Raw genomic sequence first — 26,405 nt, 5'->3', positions numbered from 1 at the left:
GATTTGCTTTTGAAAAAATTTCCTGAATTGTCCCATGGGCAGTTAAAAAGAAAATGCGACATAGAAATATTTAATTTTAATACCACTGATGAGCTAGAAGAGCTACAAGGAATAATGGGCCAAACCAGAGGGGAACAGGCCATGAAATTCGGGCTATCCATTGAAGAAAATAGCTATCATATTTATATGAGCGGTTCAAAAGGCACCGGCAGAACCACCTACGCTAAATCGATTATTGAGAAGGTGTCGAGAGAAAGGCCAGTTCCTGACGATTGGTGTTATGTTTATAATTTTAATCAACCAGATAAGGCATTAGCCTTAAATATGCCAGCTGGTATGGGAAGGGATTTTCAAAAAGATATGGAGGAAATGCTTGGAGAGTTAGTAATACAAGTTTCACAAGCCTTCAATAGTGATGATTATGATAGACAAAGAAATGAGATATCAAAAATATTCCAGGAAGAAAAAAATCGTTACCTTTCATACTTGACCAATTATGCCAAGGAAAAAAATTATGTAATAAAATGGAGTAGCACAGGCTTTATATTCAAACCTCAATTAGGAGAAGAGGAATTGATGGAGGATGAGATAGCTCAATTAGATGAGTCAGCTATAAGTGAATTAGAAAAAAACAAACAGGAGGTTGAAGAGGTAGCTTTAGAGGTTTTATTAAAAATAAAAAATCTGGAGCGTACAGCAAAGAAAAAACTATTGCTCTTGGAAACAAGAGTGGGTTTATTTGTTGTAAAGCCCATTGTTAGCTTGTTAATAGAAAAATATAGTCAGTGTAATAAAGTTGTTAATCACCTTCAAAAAGTAGAAGCAGATCTTGTGGAAAATATTTATCAATTTGTTTTAGATGAAGATGAAGAAATAACTTCTGATTCACAAAAAGTTATTAATGACGGATTTTTGAAGAGATATAAAGTTAATCTTTTCATAGATAACAGTAAAACTGCAGGGGCTCCAATGATTATAGAGTTTAATCCTACTTTGAACCGTTTGACTGGGAGTGTTGAATATAGTAATGAAAATGGAATTATGAAAACAAATTTTCTACAAATAAAGCCTGGTGCAATACATCATGCAAATGGAGGGTATTTAATACTGGAGGCTCATAAACTTTTATCTAATCCGTATTCATGGGATACTCTGAAAAGAATTATACAAACAAAGGAGATAACAGTTGAAAATGCAGCAAGTCAATTGGGAATTATAGATGTTACCTCAATAAAGCTAGAACCAATTCCAATACACCTTAAGGTAATACTTATAGGAAGCGAATACCTTTATTATCTGCTAACACATTATGATGAGGATTTTCAAAAACATTTTAAAATACTAGTTGATTTTAATGATGAAATGGAGAGAAATAAAGAAAATGAATTAAAAATGGCACAATTCATACGTAGCTATACTAAGGCAAAAAACCTAAGACCCTTTGATAGAGAAAGCGTCGGGAGATTGATAGAGTATAGTTCGAGACTTGTAAGTGATCAAAGAAAAATGTCAGCAAAATTCAATAAAATTCTAGAAATAATTGTTGAGGCCAATTCATGGGCAGCAGTCAATGGTCATAAAATCGTCAGTAAAATAGATATGGAAGAAACAATAAAAAACAAATACTATCGAATAAATAAGCATAAGGAAAAAACGGAAGAAGCCTTTGAAAGAAAGACAATTTTAATAGATGTAAAGGGAGAAAAAGTAGGTGTTATAAATGGGTTGTCGATAATAAATGTAGGAGACTATTATTTTGGTAAGCCTAGTGTTATAACAATAACATCCAATCCTGGTAGGGAGGGAATTATAAATATTGAAAGAGAGGTAAATTTAAGTGGAGATATCTACGATAAAGGGGTTTTAATTTTATCAGGATATCTTTCAGAAAGATTTGCTCAAGAGGGTCCATTAACCTTATCGGCGAGAATATGCTTTGAGCAATCCTATGGAGGTGTAGATGGTGATAGTGCCTCTAGTGCAGAACTATATGGTTTGTTATCCAGTATTGGAGGGATTCCCATTAAACAGTATATTGCTGTTACTGGCTCCGTAAATCAAAAAGGTTATATTCAACCAGTGGGAGGTGTGACTGAAAAGATAGAGGGATTCTATAATATTTGTAAAAATAGAGGGTTAACAGGAAGACAAGGAGTTATTATACCTTATCAAAACATAGAAAATTTAATGCTTTCCGATGAAATAGTTGAGGCAGTAAGGGAAAATCAATTTCATATATATGGAATTAAACATGTAAACGAAGGTATGGAAATAATTATGGGGGAAGAAAATGAAAAAATTATAGCTAAAGTCAAGAAAAAGCTAGATTTTTTCAGAAAAGCCACTGATGAGAAAAACATGAATGTTAAATAAATAACGAAAAAGTCCTTGGTGTGAGGGCTTTTTTCTTTTGTGAAAAGAATTCAATTTAATTGGAGATGATCTCTATAACTATTGAAATAAATTCAATTTTACAATTTTTTATAGGAAGAAGGATTTTTAAAATTTATGTAGTATTCTTATAATATGTACTTCACAGAAATACAATCAAAGAAATAAGTTAATGATATAAACTATAAATCTTAGGGAGGTTTTAATAATGGAAGGACAAATGAAAGTAATTATTAAGGCAGAAGCAGGAGAAGGTGCTGAATTATCGGAAATGAAAATTCCACAAATAGGACCAAAGGATGTTTTGGTAAAAGTGCTGGCAACATCTATATGCGGTACAGATTATCATATTTATAGCTGGGATGAATGGTCTAAAAAACGTATAAAGCCTCCATATGTTATGGGTCATGAATTTGCTGGTGAAGTAATAGAAATAGGAAAAGATGTAACAGCCATTAAGGTTGGAGATATAATTTCTGCAGAAACACATATAGTATGTGGTGTATGCGATCTTTGTACAACTGGAAATGCACATATATGTAAGGATACAGCTATTTTAGGTGTAGATACCAATGGTACATATGCTGAGTATGTGGCTATACCTGAAAGCAATGCATGGAAAAATCCTAAGGGTATAGATCCTGCATATCTTGCTGTACAAGAACCTCTTGGAAATGCTGTACATACAGTTATGGCTGGTGAAATTATTGGTAAAACAATAGCAGTAGTTGGTTGTGGCCCTATAGGCATTATGGCTGTTGCAGTAGCCAAAGCAGTAAGTGCAGCAAAGGTAATTGCTATTGAGGTAAATGAATATAGACTTGATTTGGCAGGTAAGCTTGGAGCCGATATTCTAATTAATCCTTTAGAGGAAGATCCAGTTAAAAGAATTTTAGAAGAAACAAATGGATTGGGAGTAGATGTTGTTGCAGAGATGTCTGGAAATGCACTTGCAATTCAACAGGCATTAAAGTACATTAAGCTGGGAGGAAGAATGTCTCTACTGGGAATTCCAACAAAAGAAGTGTCTATAGACCTTGCCAATGACGTGGTTTTTAAGGGAATTACAATGCAAGGAATAGTTGGAAGAAAAATGTATGATACATGGTTCCAGGTGAAAGGATTAATTGAATCTGGCAATTTAAATTTAGAACCAATAATTACCCATAGACTTCCCATGGAAGACTTCAAAGAAGGATTTGAACTGATGAAGCAAGGAAACTGCGGTAAAGTTGTTTTATACCCAAACAATGAAATATTAGATAATTTTAGAAAATAATTAAAGAAAGTAAATGTGGGTAGATTATATTATGATATACTTTCGTAAATAATGTTAATATACAATAAAGATTTAAGGAGGAGAGAAAATGGAGAATATACATGAACTAAATTTCTTAAAGGAAAAAATACAGGAATTGAAAAATGATGGTGTATACCGTAAGCTTCCTATTTTAGAGGGAGCTAATGAATCTGAGGTTATTTTAAATGGGAAAAAGGTAGTTAACCTTTCTTCTAATAACTACTTAGGTTTTGCTAATCATCCACGATTAAAACAGGCGGCCATTGAGGCAGTACAGAAATATGGAGTAGGTGCTGGTGCCGTACGTACTATTATTGGTAATATGGATATTCACGAGGATATGGAGAAGCTTTTAGCAGAATTTAAGCGTGAAGAAGCAGTTATGGTTTTTCAGTCGGGCTTTAACTGCAATGCTGGTACTATACAGGCGGTTACAGAAAAGGGAGATCTTATTATTTCAGATGAATTGAATCATGCCAGTATTATAGACGGTGCTCGCTTAAGTAGAGCTGATAAAACTGTTTTTAAGCATGCCGATATGAATCATCTAGAGGAAGTATTAAAGGAAAAACGAGATAATTACCGAAACATACTTATAATAACCGATGGAGTTTTTAGTATGGACGGAGACATTGCACCTCTACCTGATATAGTAAAGCTAGCAGAAAAATACAGAGCTATGACTTATGTAGATGATGCCCATGGTTCTGGTGTGCTGGGGGAAAGTGGTCGTGGAACAGTTGATCACTTTGGTCTTCATGGTAGAGTCGACTTTACTATTGGAACATTGTCAAAGGCAATTGGTGTTATTGGTGGATATGTTGCTGGAAGTGAAACCATGAGAGATTGGTTAAGCCATAGGGGTAGACCTTTATTATTTAGCACATCCTTACCACCAGCAGCCGTAGGCCCAATTATGGAGGCTGTACGTTTATTAATGAGCACTACAGAATATACCGATAGACTTTGGGATAATGCAAAGTATTTTAAAGAGAAAATTAGCAACTTAGGCTACAATATTGGTAAGAGTCAAACACCCATTACTCCTGTAATTATTGGAGAAGAATCAAAGACTATGGAATTTAGTAAAAAGCTATTTGATAATGGGGTATTTGTCTCAGGTATTGTATTCCCTACAGTACCTAAAGGAACTGGGCGTGTAAGATGCATGGTTACTGCGGCACATTCAAAGGAACAGCTGGATCGTGCAGTTGAGGTATTTAAAAAGGTTGGCGAAGAAATGAAGGTAATCTAAAGGGGTGAAAAAATGGTTAGACATATTACTTGTCTAACCATTTTTTATTCTATTCCAACTGATTTTTTAAAGGCATTAATATCTGTATCAGGATAAACAGCAATTCTTTTAAGTCGTAGTAAATCATCATTTAAGTATACTCTGCCTGATTTTGTTGTAAAAGCCATTCTAATACCTTGGGATTTTAATAGTTCTATAGTATCTTCATTGTATTGACCGTAAGGATATGCAAAATAAGGGCTTAAAGTAACCTTCATATTGGTTTTTATATCTTCCTCCAGCTCCCCATCTTCCTTTAACAGAAGATAGCTTTTCTTATTATCTATGTAATGTAGATTATGGGTATGGTTAGCATACTCGAAAACATCCAGCATAGATATCAAATTATCTCTACTTAAATACTGTAAGGTTTTAGGGTTAAAGCCTTGATCATACTCTTCAATCAAGCCTGTAATTAAAAAGATAGATCCCCGTAATCCATAACTCTTCATAATAGGGTAGGCATACACATAATTACTCAAGTAACCATCATCAAAGGTAATAACTACACTATTTTTTGGTAGTTCAATTTTTCCCAATAAAAACTGCTCAAGCTCGTATAGGGTTGGAGTATAAAAATCATTATCATGTAATATCTGCATTTGAGCCTCAAAGGACTCAACACTGATTATTGATGGGTTCTTACTTGTAATATCAGAAGCCTTCAATAAATGATGATACATCAGTACTGGTATTCCATCATCGGTTGAAGCTTGAGAAATTGGATTTGCTCTAAAAACAAAGAATAACAAAATAATACAAACAGATATAATGGATAGCTTCATATATTTTCTCATAAAAAGATCCTCCATTTACTAAACTTGATGTAATTATATGAAAAAATACAAAAAGTGTCAATCTATAAAAAAATATGTAAGGTTACCAATTATTTAGGCGGCTTATCATAAAATCTATTGGAAAATTTTAAAACTAGAAGAATAACGCTGTTTCGTTTAATTCCCAAAGAAGTTGGAGATATTTTAAAGATATAGTAAAACATCTGGAGGGGTTTTATGGACAGCAATTTCAAAAAGAAAATAATAATAATTATCATAGTATTGGGGATTTCCTCTATACAAATTGGGTGTAGAAATCAAGAAAATGAATCACAGGAAACAAAGGTAGCTATAGAAGTAATTGAACTAACAAAAGGCCAAATTAAAAGCTCTGTTACTTTATCAACTCAGCTTATGCCCATTGATAGTGTTATGATAGTGGCAAAAACTCCTGGACTTAAGGTAACGAGACTAGGGGTTAAGGTGGGTGACATTGTAACAGAAGGAAGTTTTCTGTTTGAACTAGATAAGACTATGGCAAGAAAGCAGGTTGATCAAGCAAAGACAAACTATGATATGGCAAGAAAAAATTATCAGCAACAAAAACAATTCATTGATTATGAGAATGAAAAGCTAGAGGAACAGATTCAGGTATATTTGGACTATAGCAATAAAATGAAGCCCTTCATGAATGTCGAAGATACCATTCCTCAACACACTGTACCAAATGAAGTGCCTCTGCAAGGGGCAGAAATACAATTAGATCAGGCCAGAGCAGGTTACTCAAATGCCCTTCAGCAGCTGGAAGAATTCGATTATTATTCCCCCATAGAAGGTGTTGTTTCACAGCTAAATATTACTGAGAATCAGGTCGCCTTAGGTGCTCAGCCAGCTGTTATTATAGCAAATACAAATTCATTGAAGGCAATGCTGCAGGTAAATAGTAGCTTACTTAGTAAATTGAAGGTAGGCCAAGAGATTATAGTAAAATTCAAAGAGTTGGAAAATATTGGTAAAATAACTTCAATAAATTCCATTGCTGACCAACGTCATGGACTTTTTACCGTTGAGATTGCAATAAATAATACTGAGGGAATCTACACTTCTGGGACATTTGCTACTGTCGACATTATTTTAGATGAAAAGGAGGAGGCCATTATAATTCCAAAGGAAGCAATGAAAATGGAAGAAGAGCTTGCCTATGTATTTATAGTAGAAGAGGGTAAGGCGAAAAAAATACATATTAAAACAGGTATAGATGGCGGAGATGTGATAGAGGTGGAAGAAGGATTATCTGTTGGAGATAAGGTGGTAATAAAGGGACAGCATTATGTAGAGGATAAGACACCAGTTATGGTTAGAGGTGATGTAGATGAGGATAATTAATTGGGCCGTTGAAAAGTATGTTTCGGTAATTATGTTGATGGCATTAATCATTCTAATGGGATCCGTTTCAATGTTTAAATTATCACTTGATTTATTACCAAGGATGAATGTACCTGTAGCAGTTGTGAATGTTCAATATCCAGGAGCAGGTCCATTGGAGATTGAGAATATGGTCACAAAGCCATTGGAGGAAGCAGTTGCAATGGTACATAATGTAAAGAGAATTACTTCTACCTCTATAGAAGGTAGTTCCAGTATCATTGTAGAATTCAATCAGGGGACTAATATGGAATTTGCCACATTAGAAATACGAGAAAAAATAGATTTGATTAAAAATTATTTACCAGAAAATGTGTCAAGTCCAATGGTTTTAAAAATTGATCCAAATGCATTACCAATTATGCTTATAGGAATAACTGGCAATTATAATCTAAATGAGCTACAGCAATTATCAGAAATACATATTAAACCACGATTAGAAAGATTAACTGGCGTGGCTGCAGTTAATCTTTCTGGCGGCGTAGAGGATATAATCGAAATTAGAGTGAATTCTCTTGCATTAAATAATCTAGGGCTAGATATTCGTCAGCTTACAGGGTTAATAAGAGGTGAAAATATTAACCTGCCAATAGGGGAAATAGGTGATGGTAAAGGAACTAAGCTGGTAAGATCCATAGGAGAATATAATGACCTAGAGGAAATTAAAAATTTAGCTATACCCTCTCCTACAGGAACAACTGTACCACTTAAGGAAATAGCAGCTATTACTTTATTGAATAATGAATCAATGGAAATTGCTAGGTTGGATGGAAAACCTAGTATAAGAATTACTCTACAAAAACAACCTGTAGCTAATACTGTTAAGGTGGCAAATGATGTAAATAGCGAGCTGGAAAAGCTAAGGGATCTTTTGCCCGGTGTGACCATAGAGCCAATTATAGATCAATCAGTTTATATTAAAAAGGCAATTGGAAATGTTGGTAAAACAGCTATTTATGGAGGTTTTCTTGCTGTATTAGTTCTTTTTTTATTTTTAAGAAATGGAAGAAGTACAATGGTTATTGCTTTAGCAATTCCCATTTCAATACTGGCCACCTTTGCATTAATGTACTTTTCTAATTTAACCTTAAATTTACTATCCCTTGGAGGCTTTGCGTTAGGCATTGGTATGCTTGTCGATAACGGTATTGTAGTTACAGAAAACATTCATCGATTTAGAGAAGAAGGTAATAGCAGTAGTGAGGCAGCCATCAATGGAACAAAGGAAGTTGCTATGGCTGTTATAGCCTCAACCTTTACTACATTAGCTGTTTTTTTACCTATTGTATTTGTTGAGGGAATGACAGCCGAGATTTTCCGTGAACTGGCTCTAACAGTTGCATTTGCATTACTTGCTTCACTGTTGGTATCTCTTACACTAGTCCCAATGCTGGCATCACGGATGCTAAACAATAGAGTAGCTAAAAACCAGAATAATGAAACATGGTTTAATAAAATATTTAATGGGGTAATTAAGAAAATAAACAGCATATATCTAAAAGTATTAAAGTGGAGTATTTCTCATAGATTAATAGCAGTACTATTAACGCTATTATTTTTTTTAGCAACAATTTCTTCATTATATTTTGTTGGAGCTGAGTATTTTCCAGAGTTTGATGAGGGTACTTTTAATATTGATATAAGGCTACCTCAAGAAGCAACTATAAATGATACTGTTGAGATTGTAAATGAGATTGAAGGCATATTGAGAAATAATGAAGAAGTTGAAAGTATTTTTACCAATATTGGTGGTGGAGATATTTTTCATGCTTCCAAATTAAGAAGAAAGAATAGAGCATCCATCGATGGAAAACTAGTATCGACTCCAAAACGGAAGGATACAACTGCTGAGGTTGTCGATAAAATTAGGAGGAATATTAATTCAATTGCTGGAGCAGAAATAAAAATTTCAGCATCTTCATCAGTAATGTCATTTGGCTTCGGAGGTGCTCCTGTTGAGGTGGAAATTAGAGGGGATGATATAGAAACTCTACAAGATATTTCAAAGGATATTGTAGAAATAATTGAGGGAGTAGATGGAACAAGGGAAGTATCATCAAATTTTCAAGAGGGAAATCAACAGCTGGCGGTAAAAGTAAATAGAGATATTGCAGCAAGATATGGTTTGCAAGGAATTCAGGTGGCATCAACTGTTAAGCAATTAATAGAAGGCTCTACAGCCACAATGCTAAAAAACTCTGGAAAAGAGATTAAAATTATTATAATGGGAGAAGAATTCTTGCGTGATAGTATAGAAAACTTTGTTAATATACCCATATCAACACCCTTAGGAATAAGTATACCTTTGCAACAGGTAGCTGAATTTGAAATGGTAAAGGGCCCCAGTACCATTAGGAGGAGGGATCAGGTCAGAACGGTTACAATAAATGCATCTATCCTACAAAGAGATCTTAATAGTATAATAAAAGATATACAAAGTAAGCTAGAGAGCTACTCTTTTCCACCTGGCTACTCCTATCAATTTAGAGGACAAAGGGAGCAATTAGAAGAGGCCTTTTCTAGTTTGATTTTAGTCGTTATTTTAGCTATATTATTGGTATATATGATATTAGCATCACAATTCCAATCTTTTTTACATCCATTCACCATAATGATGTCTGTACCATTGGCCTTTTCTGGAGGGGCGCTGGGACTATTTCTCACGGGAAGGGCCTTAAGTGTTCCTGCCCTTATAGGGGTTATTGTTTTGGCAGGCATAGTTGTAAATAATGGAATTGTATTAATAGATTATATAAATGTATTAAGAAAAAAAGGATTGGAAAGAGAAAAAGCTTTAATAGTAGCTGGAGAAACACGTCTAAGACCAATTCTTATGACAAGCTTTACAACGATACTTGGTGTTTTGCCTTTAGCACTTGGGTTAGGAGAAGGTGCTGAGGCTCAAGCTCCTATGGCAACTGTAGTAATTGGTGGACTCTTCGTATCAACATTATTAACCTTGGTAATGATACCAGTGATCTATTCCTTACTTGATGATCTACAGGTGAAATTTAAAGTAAATTGAAATTGATATGACACAATATAAGGATGTGGGGGAATTGCTAGTTGGTGTTTGTAATTTAAGATTAATGTTATTTGAGGTAAATTCATTGAAGGAAAAACGACATATAATAAAAAGTGTAATAGAAAGGGTAAAGACAAGGTTTAATGTTTCCATTGCTGAGGTGGGAGAGATGGATAAATGGCAGGTGGCAGAGATCGGGTTTTCCTGTGTAAGCAATAGCAGGAAACATGCAGATGAAGTAATTAATAGTGTAGTAAAATTTATTGAAAGAGATGGAAGATTTGACATAACCAACTGTGATGTTGAAATATTGTAAAATCTTTGAAACTCTGTTCTACTAGGGGGCAGGATATGCAGAAAAAAGCTTTAACTAAAGAAAAAATAAAAGTAGTACTTAAAAACCTTCATGACTTATATGCTGGGGCAGAAAGTGAACTTGATTTTAATAGTCCATTCCAATTATTAATTGCAACAATTCTAGCAGCTCAATGTACAGATAAAAGAGTGAATCAAGTTACTTCTAAGCTGTTTAAAGCATACGATAGCCCAGAGGATTTTTTAAAGCTTACAGAAGAAGAATTGGGAAATTGGATTCATAGCTGCGGCTTTTATAGAAGTAAAAGTAAAAATATATTAGCTACCTGTAGAATACTTGTAGATAGATATAATGGAGAAGTACCGGAGGAAAGAGAACAGCTTATGGAGTTGCCGGGAGTCGGTAGAAAAACAGCCAATGTTGTTATAAGCAATGTATTTGATAAAGATGCCATAGCTGTAGATACACACGTTTTTAGAGTTTCAAATAGGCTAGGACTAGCTAATGCAGATGATGTTTTAAAGACAGAGGAGCAGCTGATGAAAAATATACCTCAAAACCTTTGGTCAGAAGCACATCATTGGTTGATTTACCATGGACGAAGAGTTTGCAAGGCAAGAAAACCCCTATGTGGGAAATGCTTATTAAGTAATGAGTGCTTATACTATAGGGAAAATAATAAAGTATGAATATAAAATGGAAAAAAGGAGTTCATCACTTTCTTGCTATGTGTTAAAAAGTATATGTTTTTCCATGAATAAAAAGGAAAAAGCAAGTTTATGCAGAAATATGTCATATGGAATGTGAGCTTGGAAAGGATGTCGTTCATGGAAAAAAATAATTTAAATAGAGAATCAATGATTTTTGCCCTTGACATCGGAACTCGGAGCGTTGTTGGATTGTTGGGAGCGTATAAGGATCAAAAAATTACAATTCATCATAGTGCCATGGAGTTTCATCAAACTAGAGCTATGTACGATGGACAGATTCATGATATTGAGGGTGTTGTACAGGTGGCTAGAAACGTAAAGGAGCAGCTAGAAGATAAAATAGGTTATCAATTGAAGGAAGTAGCAATTGCTGCTGCTGGTAGAGCTCTTAAAACCTGCCGTGTTGAGGTGGAAAAGGAAATAGATGAAGGAAAAGCCATTGATAAACATTTAATTAATAGCTTGGAGATAGAGGCCCTGCAAATGGCCCAGATGATGCTTGAAGAAGAATCAAATGAATTGACAAATTATTTTTGTATTGGCCATACAATTGTAAACAATTATTTGAACGATGGACTTATAACGAATCTATTGGGGCATCGTGGGAAAAAAGTGAAAATAGATGTTTTAGCAACCTTCCTACCACACCTTGTAGTGGATAGCCTGTATACTGTTATGGCCAAGATAGGCCTTGAGGTAAGCTATATGACATTAGAGCCAATTGCAGCTATTGAAGTGGCTGTTCCTCAAAATGTACGGCTATTAAATATTGCATTGGTGGATATTGGAGCAGGAACCTCGGATATTGCCATCACTAAAGATGGAACAGTTGTAGCTTATGGAATGACTTCAACTGCTGGAGATGAAATAACTGAAGCCATAGCAAAGGCGTATCTTTTAGATTTCGATAGTGCTGAAAAACTAAAATGCAATCTTTATAAGGATGACATACAGCAGTTTACTGATATAATTGGAATAACCCATGAGATTAAATCAAAGGATATTCTTAGTACGATAAAGCACTCAATTAAGGCAATAGCAGAAGATATTTGTAATAATATAGTAATTCAAAATGGGAAGGCGCCAAGTGTAGTTTTCTTGATTGGTGGGGGAAGCCTGCTACCAGGCTTACCTGAAATTATAGCTGAAAAATTGGAAATACCTTTGGAAAGAGTGACAGTCAGAGGTGTTAAGATGATTCAAAACCTAGAGGCTAATGAACTAATAATAGAAGGACCAGAAGGAATAACACCTATAGGAATTTTAGCAAAGGCAATTGATAGTAAGTCAAAGGATTTTGTTGAAATAACTGTAAATGATGAAAAAATAAAGCTATTTCAGTCTAAACAATTAAAGGTTAGTGATGCTCTAGTTTTAACTGGATTTAGTCCTAGAGAGCTTATACCAAAGAGAGGTAAATCTATACAAATTATTATTAATGGACAAGAAAAACTTATAAGTGGTGAATATGGAGAAGTAGCAGAAATATTCATAAATAATAAAAAGGCTAACCTAGATGCAATAATTAGTAATGACGATAAAATCCGCATAGTATCAGCAAAGGAAGGCAAAGACGCATCTCCACTAATTAACGATGTAATAGACGTAACTAAAGCAATTAAGGTAAACGGGAAAAAAATGAGAAAAATTTATGAGATATGGGTAAATGACCAATTGGTTGATGAGCTGTATCATATAAAAAATAGTGACAGTATTATTACAAAAGAAATTAATTCGATTGCTGATTTATGTGAATACCTTAAGCTTGATATCGAAAAAAACAAGTTTTCTATAAATGGAACTTGTGCTTTAGCAAACGAAAAAATCACCTCCAATGACGCAATAATTATTGATGAAATAACTGATGAAATAAAACAATCTGACAATAATGATAATGTGCTTGAGGTAATTTATAATGGAAGTCCCCTTCAAATCATAAAAGATAAAAAAACGATGATCTTTGTTGATATTTTCAATTACATTGATTTTGATCGTAATAAAATAAAGGGAAAATTGGTGATCATGCTAAATGGTGAGTCTGCAATATATACTGCTCCAATAAATAACGGGGATGAAATAATAGTAAGATGGGAATAAATAGTCAGATGAATTATAGGACCTTTTTAAAAGAAGGTCTTTTTTTATGTAATTTATTATCGAATTAAATAATATAGAATAGCGAATAATTCATTTAGTTTGAAATAAACTGTAATAAGCAGTTATGATTTATGACATGCTATTTTCACGAGGGGTGAGGAATATGGAAACGATACTGGTAAAAAACAAAAGAAAGATTACAGTTATTGGAATAATATTAGTTTTTTTTGTTATTATGCTAATTTGGATGGCTACGCTATTATTAGAAAATCAAGAGATTTACAACAATATCTATATTGAATCTGTAGATGTTGGACAGCTTACAAAGGAAGAAGCATTAGAAAGAATAGAAGAGATTTTTCAAGAACAGCTGGAAAACTATAAAATTTTATTAGAATTCAATGAAAAACAATGGGAGTTTCACTACAGTCTATTAGGGTATCATTATGAATACGAGGAGGCTGTTGAAAAGGCATATAATGTCGGTAGAAGTGGGAGCACATGGGAGAGGCTAACTAAGATTTATAGCTTGCGTAGCAACCAAGAATTTATACAGTTAGAAGCATCATATAACCAAGAAGCTTTTGATAAAATTGTGTTAGAGGTTAAAGATGAAGTAAATATTAAACCCATTAATGCAGTAGTTAAGAGAAGGAATGGTAAATTCATAATAGAAGATGATGTTGTAGGGTATGAAATAGATGAGTTTTTACTAAAGGAAGAGATAAGAATAAGTATCGAAGCTTTTTCAACTGAATATATAGAGATACCAACCAATGTGATTAAAGCACAAGTTACTACAGCCGATCTAAACAACATTCAGAATGTACTTGGTGAATTTAAAACCTCATTTAGTGCCAATGATAAAGGCAGAAATACAAATATAGCTTTAGCAGCCAGTCAAATTAATGGCGTTTTATTAATGCCTAACGATGTGTTTTCCTTCAATAATCAGACAGGAGAACGGGGAGAAGATAAAGGATATCAAAAGGCTCCTGTAATTGTTAATGGTCAATTGGTGCAGGGGCTTGGTGGAGGTATTTGTCAAGTTTCTACAACACTATATAATGCAGTTGTACGTTCAAATCTAGAAATAATACAAAGACAAAATCATTCTCTGCCAGTTGCTTATGTTCCCCTTGGACACGACGCAACTGTAGCATTTGGACACATTGATTTTCAGTTTATGAATAATACCGAATATCCTGTATATTTAGAAAGCTATGTTGAAGGTAATCAAATACACATCGGCTTGTATGGAAAGAAAGTTGAGGATATAACTGTTCAACTTCATTCGGAGGTTATCGAAACAATTCAGCCTAGGATAACAACTAAAGAGGATCCATCACTGTATATTGGAGAAAAGAGAATAGAAAAGGAAGCTAAGCAAGGTTATCGTGTAAATACATATAAAATATATCTAAAGGATGGAAAGGAGCTCAATAGAGAGCTTATTTCAAATGATTATTATACACCAGTCCATGGTATAGTTATAGAAGGAAGAAAGCCAAAAGCTACAGCAGAATCAGAGGAAAAGCAAGAATTAGAAGAACTCATTGAAGAAGCTATAGAAGAAACGTCACATGATGATTAATAGATAGTTACATTTGAACCATAACCTAGTGAAAATCATTTTGAAATTCACTAGGTATTTTTATAGTTTTCGTAGATTATAGAGGGAAGTTTTGTTATAATAAATTCATCTAAATTTAAATACATATGGAGGCGAAGGTATGGATGTGTTACTGTATGATAAGAATGTATGTTGCCCAGTATGCAACTGTCAATTTACTACTAAAAAGGTAAGAAGCAGAGGGCTTAAAGTATTAGAAAAGCATGATGATTATAACATCGTGTATAAAGATATTAACCCAATCTATTATAATGTCTGGATTTGCCCTGAATGTGGATATAGTGCAACTGAAAGCGAATATATAGAGTTATCTAAACCACAAAAAAATATTATATGGGAGCATGTAAGAGCCCGCTGGTTAAAGAGAGATTTTGGTGGTGTGCGTAATGTAGCAGAGGCTATAGAAACCTATAAGCTGGCATTGGTTACAGCACAGCTTTTAAACAAATCAAAGGCCTATAGAGGTAATTTATGCCTTAGGCTAGCGTGGATCTACAGAGAACAAAAAAATTTAAATGAAATTGAATACTTAAAGCATGCCCTAAAGTATTTTATTGAATCCTATAGTCAGGAAAAGCTTCCAACTGGTGGGCTAGACGAAATAACAATGGCATACTTAATTGCAGAACTCAATCGTGGCCTTGGTTCTTATATGGAGGCCATCAAATGGTATAGTAAAGCCTTGGACAACCCAGAAATAAAGAAAAAGCGACAGATACAAATTAAGGCTAGAGAACAGTGGAGATTGGCAAAGGAGGAATATGATGCAGAAAGAAATAGAAAGAAAGCATAACAATGTGTATTATAGTATATTTACAATAGCAAATATCCATCTCAGCATAGCATCAATAAATGGTGGCTTAGCCATAATAGAATTTAATCAAGGGGAAGAAGAATTCCTAAATACATTGAATCGGTATTTTCCCACCTTTAAGCTAGTTATGGATGATGAGAAGAATAGCGACTATATTAATCAGATAACAGAATATTTCCAAGGAAATAGAACAGAATTCACTTGCCCAATACATTTTATTGGAACAGACTTTCAAGTTAAGGTGTGGAAGGCTTTAATGGAAATACCATATGGTGAAACTGCCAGCTATAAGGAAATTGCAGAAAAAATCGGTAACCCCAAAGCTATGAGGGCTGTGGGAATGGCAAATAATAAAAACAAGCTTCCAATTGTAGTACCATGCCATCGAATTATTGGAGCAAACGGTAAGCTGGTGGGTTATGGTGGAGGTTTACATATTAAGGAAATGCTTCTCAAGCTTGAAGGTATTAATATAATAGGAGATAAAGTAGCTTCAAATGAATAATAGAAATTATTAATTGTGATGAACACCTTATATTAGGCATAGATTATATAAAATCTATTTAAAGGTGAGGTGTTTATAGTGAAAGAGGCTGTAAAAAACCCAATTGTGTTTATTCCTGGATTAATGGGCTCCATTGGTGAGGAAATGATATCAGGTACTGGTTCTTGGCGGTTTGGTGTGGCAGGCTGGATCTATGAGCCCTTTATAAAGGGGCTTGAGGATCTAGGCTATCGAAAAGAGGATAACCTATTTATTTGCTACTATGACTGGCGTAAGAGTGCTAAGGAGATAGAAGCGCAGTATTTAAGACCAACCTTAGACAGAGCAAAGAAAAAGCATCCTAATGAAAAGATAGATATTTTGTGCCATAGCTATGGTGGAATTGTTGCCCGTTGCTATATTCAAGGAAGCGAATACAAAAATGATCTACAACGATTAGTGATGATGGGAACACCAAATCGTGGCTCAGTGGATGCCTATTATTTATGGTCTACGGGGAAACTAATGGATAAAGAAAAAAAAACATTTTATAATTACTTATATAAAGGATATTTATGGATATTATCAAAGCTCCTTAATATCCCTTTTGGAGCTGACAATATAGATTCACTACATGAACTTATGCCTTCTCTAGGCAATCTGATACCTACATATGACTATGGTGATTTCTTATGCTATAAAATATCTGAGAATGGATATGAAACAGTACCAAGAGGCCATCTAAAATACAAAAATCAATTATTAAATAGCTTAAATTATAGAGATGATATCCTCAGGAAAAGGGTACTTGAAGGCTATTGTATTATGGGGAGTTCATTTATAACTAATCAAATGCTTATAGTGGATAGAGAAAAGTTTAAAATAAATCAAGAGTACCTAAATGGTACCATAAAAACTATTGATGGAGATGGTACTGTAACATTGAATAGTACCCGATTAGATCCTTTTACAAACATCATACTTGAAGAAAGCCATCATGGAATATTAAAGGGAGCACTAAAGGAATTTGCAAGTATATATGGTGTAGAAGCTGATGAAATACAGGAGGATTTTACCACCCTACATATAATTTTCAATGGAAATATTGATTTTACCATTGAAGCTGAGGCTAGTAGGGTTTTAGTCTATAAAGAAGGCAATGTAATAACTGAACTTAACTATATACATCAGATACACGATAAAAACTTCTCTTGGATTGTTATAAAAAACATACCTAAAGGTGAATATGAAATCAATATGAATCAAGTAAAGAAGGAAAGTTTTAATTTATTAATAATGGGGGATGGAATTATAGATGAATTTGATGAAGAGGTGTTAATAAATAAAGAGCAAATCATTACTTTAAAGCTTTGAGTTTTACTTTAAAATCAATGTTCTCTATTGCGTAGTAATATATATTCTGATATGATTAGGTTAACTGAATACTGAAAAATGTAATGGTGCTTTATAGAGCTTAATAGGGAAAGTGGTGAAATGCCACTACAGCCCCCGCTACTGTAAGCAAGGACGAAGACAGCAAAACCACTGGATTTCTGGGAAGGTGCTGTCGATAGGTAGAATTGCGAGTCAGGAGACCTGCCAATACATTTAAAGGACAAACCTTCGGAGGGAAGGGGTGTTTCATGCGCAGGCAGAATACCCTTACCGTTTTCAATGGTAAGGGTTTTAATTTTACTCGAAATAAATTATTGTGGGGTGATTTATGAAAAATCAATCGATAATACTAATTACCGGCGGTGCCAGAAGTGGAAAGAGTAGTTTTGCTGAAGAGACACTTAAAGATATTGAAGGCAAGGTTTTATACATTGCTACAGCACAGGCTTATGATGATGAGATGAAGGATCGTATTGAAAAACATAAACAAAGAAGATATCCCCATTGGATTACATATGAAGGATATCAGAAGCTTCATGGTGTTATAGAAGACTATCAATCTGATGTTAAAGGAATCCTTTTAGATTGTGTCACTCTTTTGATCACCAATCTGATGCTGGAAAATAATACTGACTGGGATAGCATTACACCTAATGAAATTAATCAAATCGAGGAATCAATAATGGGGGAAATGAAAAAGCTAGTTAATATCATTAAAGAGGTTCCCTTAAAAACAGTTTTAGTTACAAATGAAGTGGGGCTTGGCATAGTGCCAGAATACAAAATGGCTAGAGTGTTTAGAGATATGGCAGGAAGAATAAACCAGTATCTTGCTAGGGAAGCAAATGAAGTTTATTTTGTTGTAAGTGGGATACCATGGAAATTAAAATAAGGGGTTGAAGTGTAATGAAAAAACAACTAGAGAAGGGTTTAATTCATATTTATACAGGAGATGGTAAAGGAAAAACCACTGCTGCTGTAGGACAAGGTACTCGAACTGCTGGTGGAGGCTATAAAGTGCTGATGGTTCAATTTCTTAAGGGAGATGACACAGGAGAAATACATAGTATTGAAAAGCTGGCACCTAATTTTAGTTTAATAAGATATGCTCCTCTTAATAATTTCTATAAATTTTTATCTGAAGAAGAAAAAAATGCTACTATAAGGGAAGTTGAAAGAGGAATAAAGGAAATAGGAACTTACCTAGAAAGTGAAGAGTACAATCTTATTATCCTTGATGAAATAATGGCAGTGCTATTTAATGAAATAGTAACAATTAAAGAAGTAGTAGAACTAATTGAGAAAAAACCACCCCTTGTAGAACTAATATTAACTGGTAGAAATGCTCCGGAAGAACTTATAAATTTAGCTGATTATGTTACTGAAATGAAGATGATAAAGCACCCATTTGAGAAGGGGATCTATGCCAGAAAGGGTATAGAAAGCTAATGAAAAGATTTATAGGTATTCTTCAGTTTCTATCTCGAATAACAGTTATAAAGGAACTACCCTATGATGATGAGTTTAAAAAGGGAATCATATTTTTTCCTGTTGTTGGCTTTATTCTAGGACTATTACTACTTTTTATTTTTAGACTAAGCAATATATTATTACCATATCAAGTAGTTATAATATTAACCCTAGGCAGCTATGTAATACTGACAGGAGGACTTCATCTAGATGGATTAGGAGACACCTTTGATGGATTATATAGTAATCGACCTAAAGATCAAATACTGGAAATAATGCGGGACAGCAGGTTGGGAACTAATGGCGTTTTAGCCATATTATTTATTATTTTCATAAAAGTTTTTGGCTTAATGAATTTAAGAAGCTGGGATATTTATGGAGCATTGGTAATGATGCCAGTTTTTGGTAGACTGTCTCTTGTGTTTGGCTGTTTCAATAGCCAATATCCAAGGGAGAAGGGCTTGGGGAATATTTTCATAGGTAAGGTTAATAACAAAGAAGTATTTATAAGCATAATTATTACTTTGTTGTTTACGATTTTACAACCCATAAGTATTTTCTATATACCAATTTTATGGGTCATAACAATATTTTTTAAGAGACATTGCAGCAATAAAATAGGTGGTATGACTGGCGATACTTTAGGTGCCCTATGTGAATTGGTAGAAGTAGCTTATATATTGTATTTACTAATTACGATAAAACTTTTTTAGGAGTGAAGTGATGACGAAGCTTTATCTTATACGGCATGGTGAAACCGACGATAACATAAATAAAAGATTGTGTGGTTGGTCTGATCCCCATCTAAATGCTAGGGGAAGAAGTGAAGCTGAAAAACTAGCCAAATCCTTAAAAAATCAACATTTTGATGTTGTATATCATAGTGGTCTAAAGAGAACAATAGAAACTGCTGAAGCTATTGTTAATGGTAGAAATTATACTGCTAAAGCATTGGAGTCTTTAAGGGAGCTTCATTTTGGACAGTTTGAAGGAATTTCTATGGAGGAAGTAAAGGAGAAGCATCCGCAGAAATTTTATGAGCTTCAAAGTGATTATATTGAATTCTGTTTTCCCGAGGGAGAGAGCCTTAAGGAGATGCATAGTAGAGTTGTAACTGGTGTTGAGGAGCTATTAAGAGTACATGAAGGACAAGAGATACTAATTGTTGCCCATAGTGGAGTAATTAGGAGCATCATAGCCCATTTAATTACAGGAGATATTAAAAAACACTGGAGCTTTAAAATAGATCATTGTAGTGTCTCAATTATTGAATCTACACCAGATTTTAATATATTAGTGAAGTTAAACGAAATAAAATACTAAGTTCAATTGGAGGAGTATAAATGAAAAGAAATCTGTTAGTTTTTTTTATGATAATAGCATTAGTTGTAGGAGCAATTTCCGGCTGTAGCGGAGGAGAAGTATCAGTAGAGCAACCAGATGATTCAGTGGCACAGCAGGAAGACTCCAGGTATCCTATGGTAATTGTAGATGGCCTTGGCTATGAAATTGAAATCAAAACCCAACCAGAAACGATTGTTTCAATTGCCCCAAGTCAGACGGAAATTTTATATGCCCTAGGTTTGGGGGATAAGCTTGCGGCAGTTTCAGATTATTGTGATTATCCGGCTGAAGCACAAACAAAGGATAAGGTTGGAAGCTCATGGTCAACAAATACGGAAAGAATTATAGAAATTTATCCAGATTTAGTACTTGTTTATGGCGAAGGTCAGCCAGAAGCGGTGGAGCAGTTAAAGGCTGCTGGAATAACTGTTGTGAAATTTATGCCTGAGACTATACAAGAAATATTAGATACCATTGCTGCTATTGGTTTTATAACAAACGAAGATGAGCAAGCTCAGGCTGTGATTAAAGAAATGGAAGAGAAAAGAGATAATATAATTGCCAAGGTAAAGGATCAACCAACAAGAAGAGTATTCTATCAAATCTGGGATGAACCTCTAAGGACAGCTGGCCCTGGCTCTTTCATTGATGACTTAATTCGACTGGCCGGCGGAGAAAATATTGCTGCTGATGCAGAAGGAGCTTATCCGCAGTTTAGTACCGAGTCATTGGTAGAGCGTGATCCAGAGGTTTACCTTGCACCGGCCCATACATCAGATAAAGATTTCTTAACTGAAGAAGAAGAGCTAAATTTAATAAATGCTATAAAGTCAAGACCGGGCTTTTCTGAAATATCAGCTGCTAAGAATGATAAAATAGAGCTTTTAGAGCCCAATATTGTTTCTAGGCCCGGAGCAAGAATTATAGAGGCATTTGAATTAATAGCAAAAGCTATTCATCCTGAAGTTTTTTAAAGTATAAATCCCGCCTGAGTAAGGCGGGCTTAAAATTATTTATAATGAACAATTTGCAGTATAATCTATTGGAGTTATTGTGTAAAGAATTTCAATAATTTTATTACCAGAATTGGTGGAGGAAAAATGAAAAAAGAGCTTAAGTTTGCTAATCAAATTGTATTATTATTGCTATTATTGTTTCTTGTTATTGCTGTAGCCTCTGTAATAGGAGCAGCGAATATTTCTATATTTAATAGTATAAAAATAATATTTAGTCAAATTCCCATACTTGGTAAAAATATTGATACATCGGGTATTCCTCAGCCTCATGTGGCGATTATTACCAATATTCGCCTTCCTAGAATTTTTCTGGCCTTTTTAGTTGGATATGGTCTGTCTATTGTAGGGGTAGCATTACAGGGACTATTGAAAAACCCAATGGCTGATCCTTACATAACAGGAACCTCATCAGGGGCTGCCCTTGGTGCTGCCATTGCTATTATGCTAAAATTAAACCGTGTAATATGGGGTTTTGGTATAGTATCAATATTTGCCTTCTTTGGAGCATTACTTGCTACACTAATTGTTTATAACTTAGCAAAGGTTAAATCTAAGGTGCCAGTAACGACACTTCTATTGGCAGGAATTGCAACAGGTCAGTTTTTTACTGCTATAATGTCCTTTATTATGGTTATCTCCTCAAAGGATGTAACAAGTATTGTGTTTTGGACAATGGGAAGCTTTTCTTCAAGGGGATGGAACCATGTCCAGGTGGCATTTCTTCCTATTATTATTGGATCAATTATCATTTATGTATTTGCAAAGGATTTAAATGTATTGTTACTGGGGGAATCTACAGCACAAAACACAGGAGTTAACGTTGAATGGGTAAAACGAGTAATTTTAATAACCAGTGCATTGTTAACAGCCTTTGCAGTCTCGGTTAGTGGAATTATTGGGTTTGTGGGGTTAATTATACCACATGTTATGAGGATGCTGGTGGGTCCAGATCATAGGATATTAATACCGGCAAGTGGCCTTATGGGAGGGATATTTCTTATCGCAGCCGATACTGTAGCCAGAACAGTTATAGCACCAACGGAAATTCCTGTAGGGATAATAACTGCTTTGGCAGGAGGGCCATTTTTTATCTATCTATTAAGGAAGACCAAAAAAGTAATATAGTATGGAGGATATTATGGCGAAATCACTTATAGCAAATAATTTAACCTTTAAATATGATGAAAGTACTATCATTGACAATATAAGCTTTGAAATTGAAAAAAAGTCATTTGTTACTATTATTGGGCCAAATGGATCTGGGAAATCCACGCTATTGAAGCTTTTAGCAGCCAATCTAGAACCAGAAAAAGGGACTATAATTCTAAATGATAATGAGCTTAATGACTACTCGACAAAAAGCTTAGCAAAGGAAATGGCAGTTGTTCCACAGGAGACAAATATATCCTACGATTTCACTGTCTATGATATTGTATTAATGGGTCGTAATCCTCATATAAAAAGATTTAAGAAGGAGAGCCCCCAAGATTTATCGATTGTAAAGGAAGCCATGGAGGCTACCAATACATGGTACCTTCGAGATAGAAATATTAATGAAATCAGTGGAGGAGAAAGACAACGGGTTATCATTGCTAAAGCAATTGCTCAAGAGCCAAAGGTAATTCTTCTTGACGAGCCTACGTCATCTCTTGATATTCATCATCAAATCGAGGTGTTGGACCTACTAAAGACTCTAAATAAAGAGAAGGGTGTTACAATTGTAGCAGTACTCCATGACATGAATTTAGCTGCTAGATATAGTGGGGAAATTATACTAATGCATAAGGGTAATTTGATAACCATGGGGAAAACTGAAGCTGTTATGACAGTGGAAATTCTTCAACAGGCATATGAGATGGAGATGGTAATTGAACGCAATAGTTATACGGGGTGTCTTCAAATCCATCCAATATCTCTGATAAAAAGACAAAAAGAACTCAAAAATGTAGGAGTACATATAATTTGTGGTGGTGGAACTGGTAAAGGACTAATCCAAACCCTTGTTGATAGAGGTTATAGAGTAACCCTTGGGGTTGTAAATAAAGGGGATAGCGATTGGGAGCTTGGATGTATGTATAACTTAGAAATGGCAGAGGAAATGCCCTTTAGTGAAATAAGTGATAATAGCCTGCAGGTAGCACATAAGTTAGCAAATAGTACAGATGTAGTTATAATGACAGAGGTGCCAATAGGGTGGGGTAATTATAAAAATCTAGATATTTTAGAGGCACAGCTAAATCAGGGAAAAAGAGTCTACCAGCTTTGTAGCAACGAAAATATCAAATTTGATTATACCGGCGGAAAGGGCTTAAATAAGATACAGCTTCTTAGAGAAAAGGGGTTAATTGTAGTTGAAGGAAAGGATAAAATGCTAGAGCTATTGGAGGAAATAAAATGAAAAAAGGAAAAGGTATTATGCTTCAGGGCACTGCCTCATCAGTAGGTAAAAGTCTATTAACTGCTGCCCTTTGTCGTATATTTGTAGAGGATGGCTTTAGTGTTACTCCATTCAAATCTCAAAATATGGCACTAAACTCATTTATAACAGAAGATGGACTAGAGATGGGAAGAGCACAGGTTATGCAGGCAGAAGCTGCAAAAATTAAGCCTTCTGTTTTAATGAATCCTATACTTCTTAAGCCTACAGCAGAAAAAGCAGCGCAAGTGGTTATGAATGGGAAGGTATATAAAAACATGACAGCAAGTGAATATCATCAACATAAACCAAAGCTAAAGGATATGATAGGAGAAATATATCAAAAGCTAATTGATAGCTATGATATTGTTGTTATTGAAGGGGCAGGAAGCCCCGCAGAAATCAATCTTAAGGAAAATGATATAGTAAATATGGGTATGGCTGAAATAGCAGACTGTCCTGTTATTCTCATTGGAGATATAGACCGTGGAGGGGTATTCGCATCTATATACGGAACAATTATGCTGTTGGATGAAAATGAGAGAAAAAGGGTTAAAGGACTTATAATAAATAAGTTTAGGGGTGACAGAAAAATACTGGAGCCTGGCTTAAAAATGATAGAGGAACTAACAGGAATACCAGTGATAGGGGTAATGCCCTATGGGAACTTAAATATTGAAGACGAAGACAGTGTAACCGATCGATTTAAGAGGGTAGTAGAGGGTGAAAACAGGGTCAAAATCGATATAATTCGCTTACCCTACATTTCAAATTTTACTGATTTTCATATTTTTGATACTATACCAGAGATACAGGTTCAATATATATCCCATACTGATTCAATTGATAATCCAGACATTATTATTATACCTGGCTCAAAAAATACTATATCAGATTTAAAATATTTACGGGATAGTGGATTAGAGGTCCAAATACTAAAGGCTTATAACAAAGGAGCGTTTGTTTTTGGCATATGTGGTGGATACCAGATGCTTGGTAAAAAGTTAACTGATCCTGACTCTGTTGAAGGTAGTATTAAAGAGATTGAGGGTCTAGGATTACTGGATATTGAAACAAACTTCGAAGGTAGTAAGGTAACAACCCAGGTGGAGGGGTTAATTGAAACTAAGGGGATTACCTTCAATAATGACGATACACCCATGAAGGTATCTGGCTATGAAATACATATGGGTCGAACTGTATTACATAAAAACGCCATTCCCTTTATTCGCATCACCAATAAATTAGGCACCGAAGCTGACTATTATGATGGAGCAATAGGTGAGTCCGGTAGAGTATTTGGTACATACCTACATGGAGTGTTTGATGAAATGGACTTTACTACTAAGCTTGTAAATTACTTTCTTGAAGTAAAAGGACTAAACAAAATAGAGTCTACTAGTACCCTTAATGAGTTTAAGGAAAATGAGTATAATAAGCTTGCTAATCTTTTTAGAGAAAATGTAGATATTAAGACTATATATAAAATTTTAGGGGAAGAAAGCCCATGCTAGTATTACTTGGAGGTTACTTTTTAGACCTGCTACTTGGTGATCCACAAAATTTTCCACATCCAGTGCGATTTATAGGTAAGCTTATTAGCAGCTTAGAAACATACCTTTATAATGAAAAATCAGAAAAGGCTCAACTATTAATGGGAGTCATACTAACAGTAATAGTAGTAGCCACAAGCTATATAACTACATATATCATTATCAAAGCCGCATATACCCTCCACTTTGCTTTAGGAATTATTATAACAATAGCTTTTTCCTACACAGTCCTTGCCACCAAAAGTTTAGGTGATGAAGGTAAAAAGATGCTACAAGCCCTCCAAAATAATGATATAGTAAAGGCAAGGCATCAGCTGTCATATATAGTAAGTAGAGACACAAATTCATTAACAAAGGAAGAGATCGTTCGAGGAACGGTGGAAACTATAGCAGAAAATATATCTGATGGTATCATTGCCCCTATGTTCTATCTTACAATAGGCGGAGCTCCATTGGCAATGGCATATAAAGCAATAAATACCCTGGATTCAATGGTGGGCTATAAAAACAGCCGATATTTATATTTTGGAAAAGCTTCTGCAATTCTTGACGATATAGTCAACTATATACCAGCCAGGCTAAGTGTTTTATTTATTGCTATAGGTGGGTTACTAACGGGAGAAAGTTACATTGACTCATTGAAAATGGCAAAGACTCAAGGTAGAAACCATAGCAGTCCTAACTCTGGGTATCCTGAAGCAGCAGTGGCAGGTGCTCTAATGATTCAACTGGGGGGACCCAGTAAATATTTTGGAAAGATTATAGACAAGCCTACGATAGGTATTAGGATAAAACCGTTAGAGCCTCATGTTATTTTAAAAACCATAAAACTAATGTACGCTGCCTCCTTTGTTGGGCTGGTATTTTTTTATTGCATAGGAAAGTTCGTTAATAGGTTCTATGCAATAGGGGGTTTTTAAGGGGGTCCCCCCATTATCTCCAATAA

Annotated in this window: 22 protein-coding genes and 1 riboswitch; of the genes, 21 read left to right on the top strand and 1 reads right to left on the bottom strand. The window is 34.6% G+C overall.

The annotated features are described in order from the left end of the window. The first annotated feature begins 9 nt into the window (after positions 1–9). From BLP68_RS15485 to BLP68_RS15475, 3 genes are all read left to right on the top strand, one after another. A complete protein-coding gene (locus BLP68_RS15485; RefSeq protein ID WP_091545559.1) occupies positions 10–2,373 on the top strand; it encodes a Lon protease family protein in 2,364 nt (787 codons plus the stop codon). Positions 2,374–2,599: 226 nt separating this feature from the next. After that, on the top strand, positions 2,600–3,670 hold the full coding sequence (gene tdh / locus BLP68_RS15480; protein ID WP_091545557.1) for an L-threonine 3-dehydrogenase: 1,071 nt from the start codon (positions 2,600–2,602) through the stop codon (positions 3,668–3,670). A gap of 88 nt (positions 3,671–3,758) precedes the next feature. Beyond that, positions 3,759–4,946: a glycine C-acetyltransferase gene (locus BLP68_RS15475; protein ID WP_091545555.1), complete on the top strand. Its 1,188-nt coding sequence runs from the start codon at positions 3,759–3,761 to the stop codon at positions 4,944–4,946. Between the two features lie 44 nt (positions 4,947–4,990). Here BLP68_RS15475 and BLP68_RS15470 read toward each other — a convergent pair whose 3' ends face one another. Continuing rightward, a complete protein-coding gene (locus BLP68_RS15470) occupies positions 4,991–5,782 on the bottom strand; it encodes a polysaccharide deacetylase family protein (RefSeq protein WP_176759064.1) in 792 nt (263 codons plus the stop codon). A 216-nt stretch (positions 5,783–5,998) separates the two neighbouring features. Between BLP68_RS15470 and BLP68_RS15465 the strand changes: the two genes are divergently transcribed. The 18 genes from BLP68_RS15465 to cbiB all read left to right on the top strand — a co-directional run bounded on the left by BLP68_RS15465 (position 5,999) and on the right by cbiB (position 26,379). Next, the gene (locus tag BLP68_RS15465; RefSeq protein WP_091545552.1) at positions 5,999–7,147 is read left to right on the top strand and encodes an efflux RND transporter periplasmic adaptor subunit; all 1,149 of its coding nucleotides are present in this window, start codon (positions 5,999–6,001) and stop codon (positions 7,145–7,147) included. Further along, complete coding sequence (locus BLP68_RS15460; RefSeq protein ID WP_091545551.1) at positions 7,134–10,211, top strand: efflux RND transporter permease subunit; 3,078 nt, start codon at positions 7,134–7,136, stop codon at positions 10,209–10,211. The genes BLP68_RS15465 and BLP68_RS15460 overlap by 14 nt, the downstream gene beginning before the upstream one ends. 34 nt (positions 10,212–10,245) lie before the next feature. Further along, on the top strand, positions 10,246–10,527 hold the full coding sequence (locus tag BLP68_RS15455) for a DUF503 domain-containing protein (RefSeq protein ID WP_091545549.1): 282 nt from the start codon (positions 10,246–10,248) through the stop codon (positions 10,525–10,527). A 35-nt stretch (positions 10,528–10,562) separates the two neighbouring features. After that, entirely contained in the window at positions 10,563–11,216 is a 654-nt protein-coding gene (gene nth, locus BLP68_RS15450) for an endonuclease III (protein WP_091545547.1), read from the top strand. 138 nt (positions 11,217–11,354) lie between these two features. Then, positions 11,355–13,334 carry a cell division protein FtsA gene (locus tag BLP68_RS15445; RefSeq protein ID WP_176759063.1) on the top strand — a complete coding sequence of 660 codons (1,980 nt, stop codon included), beginning with the start codon at positions 11,355–11,357 and terminating at the stop codon, positions 13,332–13,334. 163 nt (positions 13,335–13,497) lie between these two features. Further along, a complete protein-coding gene (locus BLP68_RS15440) occupies positions 13,498–14,928 on the top strand; it encodes a VanW family protein (RefSeq protein WP_176759062.1) in 1,431 nt (476 codons plus the stop codon). Between the two features lie 139 nt (positions 14,929–15,067). Beyond that, on the top strand, positions 15,068–15,760 hold the full coding sequence (locus BLP68_RS15435) for a DUF2225 domain-containing protein (protein WP_091545543.1): 693 nt from the start codon (positions 15,068–15,070) through the stop codon (positions 15,758–15,760). Further along, the gene (locus BLP68_RS15430; RefSeq protein WP_091545541.1) at positions 15,732–16,286 is read left to right on the top strand and encodes a methylated-DNA--[protein]-cysteine S-methyltransferase; all 555 of its coding nucleotides are present in this window, start codon (positions 15,732–15,734) and stop codon (positions 16,284–16,286) included. The genes BLP68_RS15435 and BLP68_RS15430 overlap by 29 nt, the downstream gene beginning before the upstream one ends. A gap of 78 nt (positions 16,287–16,364) precedes the next feature. Further along, the gene (locus tag BLP68_RS15425) at positions 16,365–17,639 is read left to right on the top strand and encodes a lipase family alpha/beta hydrolase (protein WP_091545540.1); all 1,275 of its coding nucleotides are present in this window, start codon (positions 16,365–16,367) and stop codon (positions 17,637–17,639) included. Between the two features lie 67 nt (positions 17,640–17,706). After that, a riboswitch (cobalamin riboswitch) is annotated at positions 17,707–17,883 on the top strand. 105 nt (positions 17,884–17,988) lie between these two features. Beyond that, entirely contained in the window at positions 17,989–18,552 is a 564-nt protein-coding gene (gene cobU, locus BLP68_RS15420) for a bifunctional adenosylcobinamide kinase/adenosylcobinamide-phosphate guanylyltransferase (RefSeq protein WP_091545538.1), read from the top strand. A 14-nt stretch (positions 18,553–18,566) separates the two neighbouring features. Then, the gene (locus BLP68_RS15415; RefSeq protein WP_091545536.1) at positions 18,567–19,109 is read left to right on the top strand and encodes a cob(I)yrinic acid a,c-diamide adenosyltransferase; all 543 of its coding nucleotides are present in this window, start codon (positions 18,567–18,569) and stop codon (positions 19,107–19,109) included. Further along, positions 19,109–19,843: an adenosylcobinamide-GDP ribazoletransferase gene (gene cobS / locus BLP68_RS15410; RefSeq protein WP_091545534.1), complete on the top strand. Its 735-nt coding sequence runs from the start codon at positions 19,109–19,111 to the stop codon at positions 19,841–19,843. Before BLP68_RS15415 ends, cobS begins: the two co-directional genes overlap by 1 nt. 10 nt (positions 19,844–19,853) lie before the next feature. Next, on the top strand, positions 19,854–20,453 hold the full coding sequence (locus BLP68_RS15405; protein ID WP_091545533.1) for a histidine phosphatase family protein: 600 nt from the start codon (positions 19,854–19,856) through the stop codon (positions 20,451–20,453). Between the two features lie 20 nt (positions 20,454–20,473). Beyond that, on the top strand, positions 20,474–21,448 hold the full coding sequence (locus BLP68_RS15400; RefSeq protein WP_091545531.1) for an ABC transporter substrate-binding protein: 975 nt from the start codon (positions 20,474–20,476) through the stop codon (positions 21,446–21,448). 126 nt (positions 21,449–21,574) lie between these two features. Next, positions 21,575–22,615 (top strand): FecCD family ABC transporter permease, encoded by a 1,041-nt coding sequence (locus BLP68_RS15395; RefSeq protein WP_091545529.1) that lies wholly within the window; start codon positions 21,575–21,577, stop codon positions 22,613–22,615. A 13-nt stretch (positions 22,616–22,628) separates the two neighbouring features. Next, positions 22,629–23,888, top strand: a complete 1,260-nt coding sequence (locus BLP68_RS15390; protein ID WP_176759061.1) for a heme ABC transporter ATP-binding protein — start codon at positions 22,629–22,631, stop codon at positions 23,886–23,888. Beyond that, complete coding sequence (locus BLP68_RS15385) at positions 23,885–25,420, top strand: cobyric acid synthase (protein WP_242877003.1); 1,536 nt, start codon at positions 23,885–23,887, stop codon at positions 25,418–25,420. The genes BLP68_RS15390 and BLP68_RS15385 overlap by 4 nt, the downstream gene beginning before the upstream one ends. Beyond that, positions 25,414–26,379, top strand: coding sequence for an adenosylcobinamide-phosphate synthase CbiB (gene cbiB, locus BLP68_RS15380; RefSeq protein WP_091545526.1), 966 nt, complete (start codon positions 25,414–25,416; stop codon positions 26,377–26,379). Before BLP68_RS15385 ends, cbiB begins: the two co-directional genes overlap by 7 nt. Positions 26,380–26,405: the final 26 nt, after the last annotated feature.

Origin of the sequence: Alkaliphilus peptidifermentans DSM 18978 (genome assembly GCF_900101495.1) — a bacterium.
GTDB lineage: Bacteria > Bacillota > Clostridia > Peptostreptococcales > Natronincolaceae > Alkaliphilus_C > Alkaliphilus_C peptidifermentans.
The sequence above is the reverse complement of the archived record's forward strand: the minus strand, read 5'-3'. Positions and strand labels throughout refer to the sequence as shown.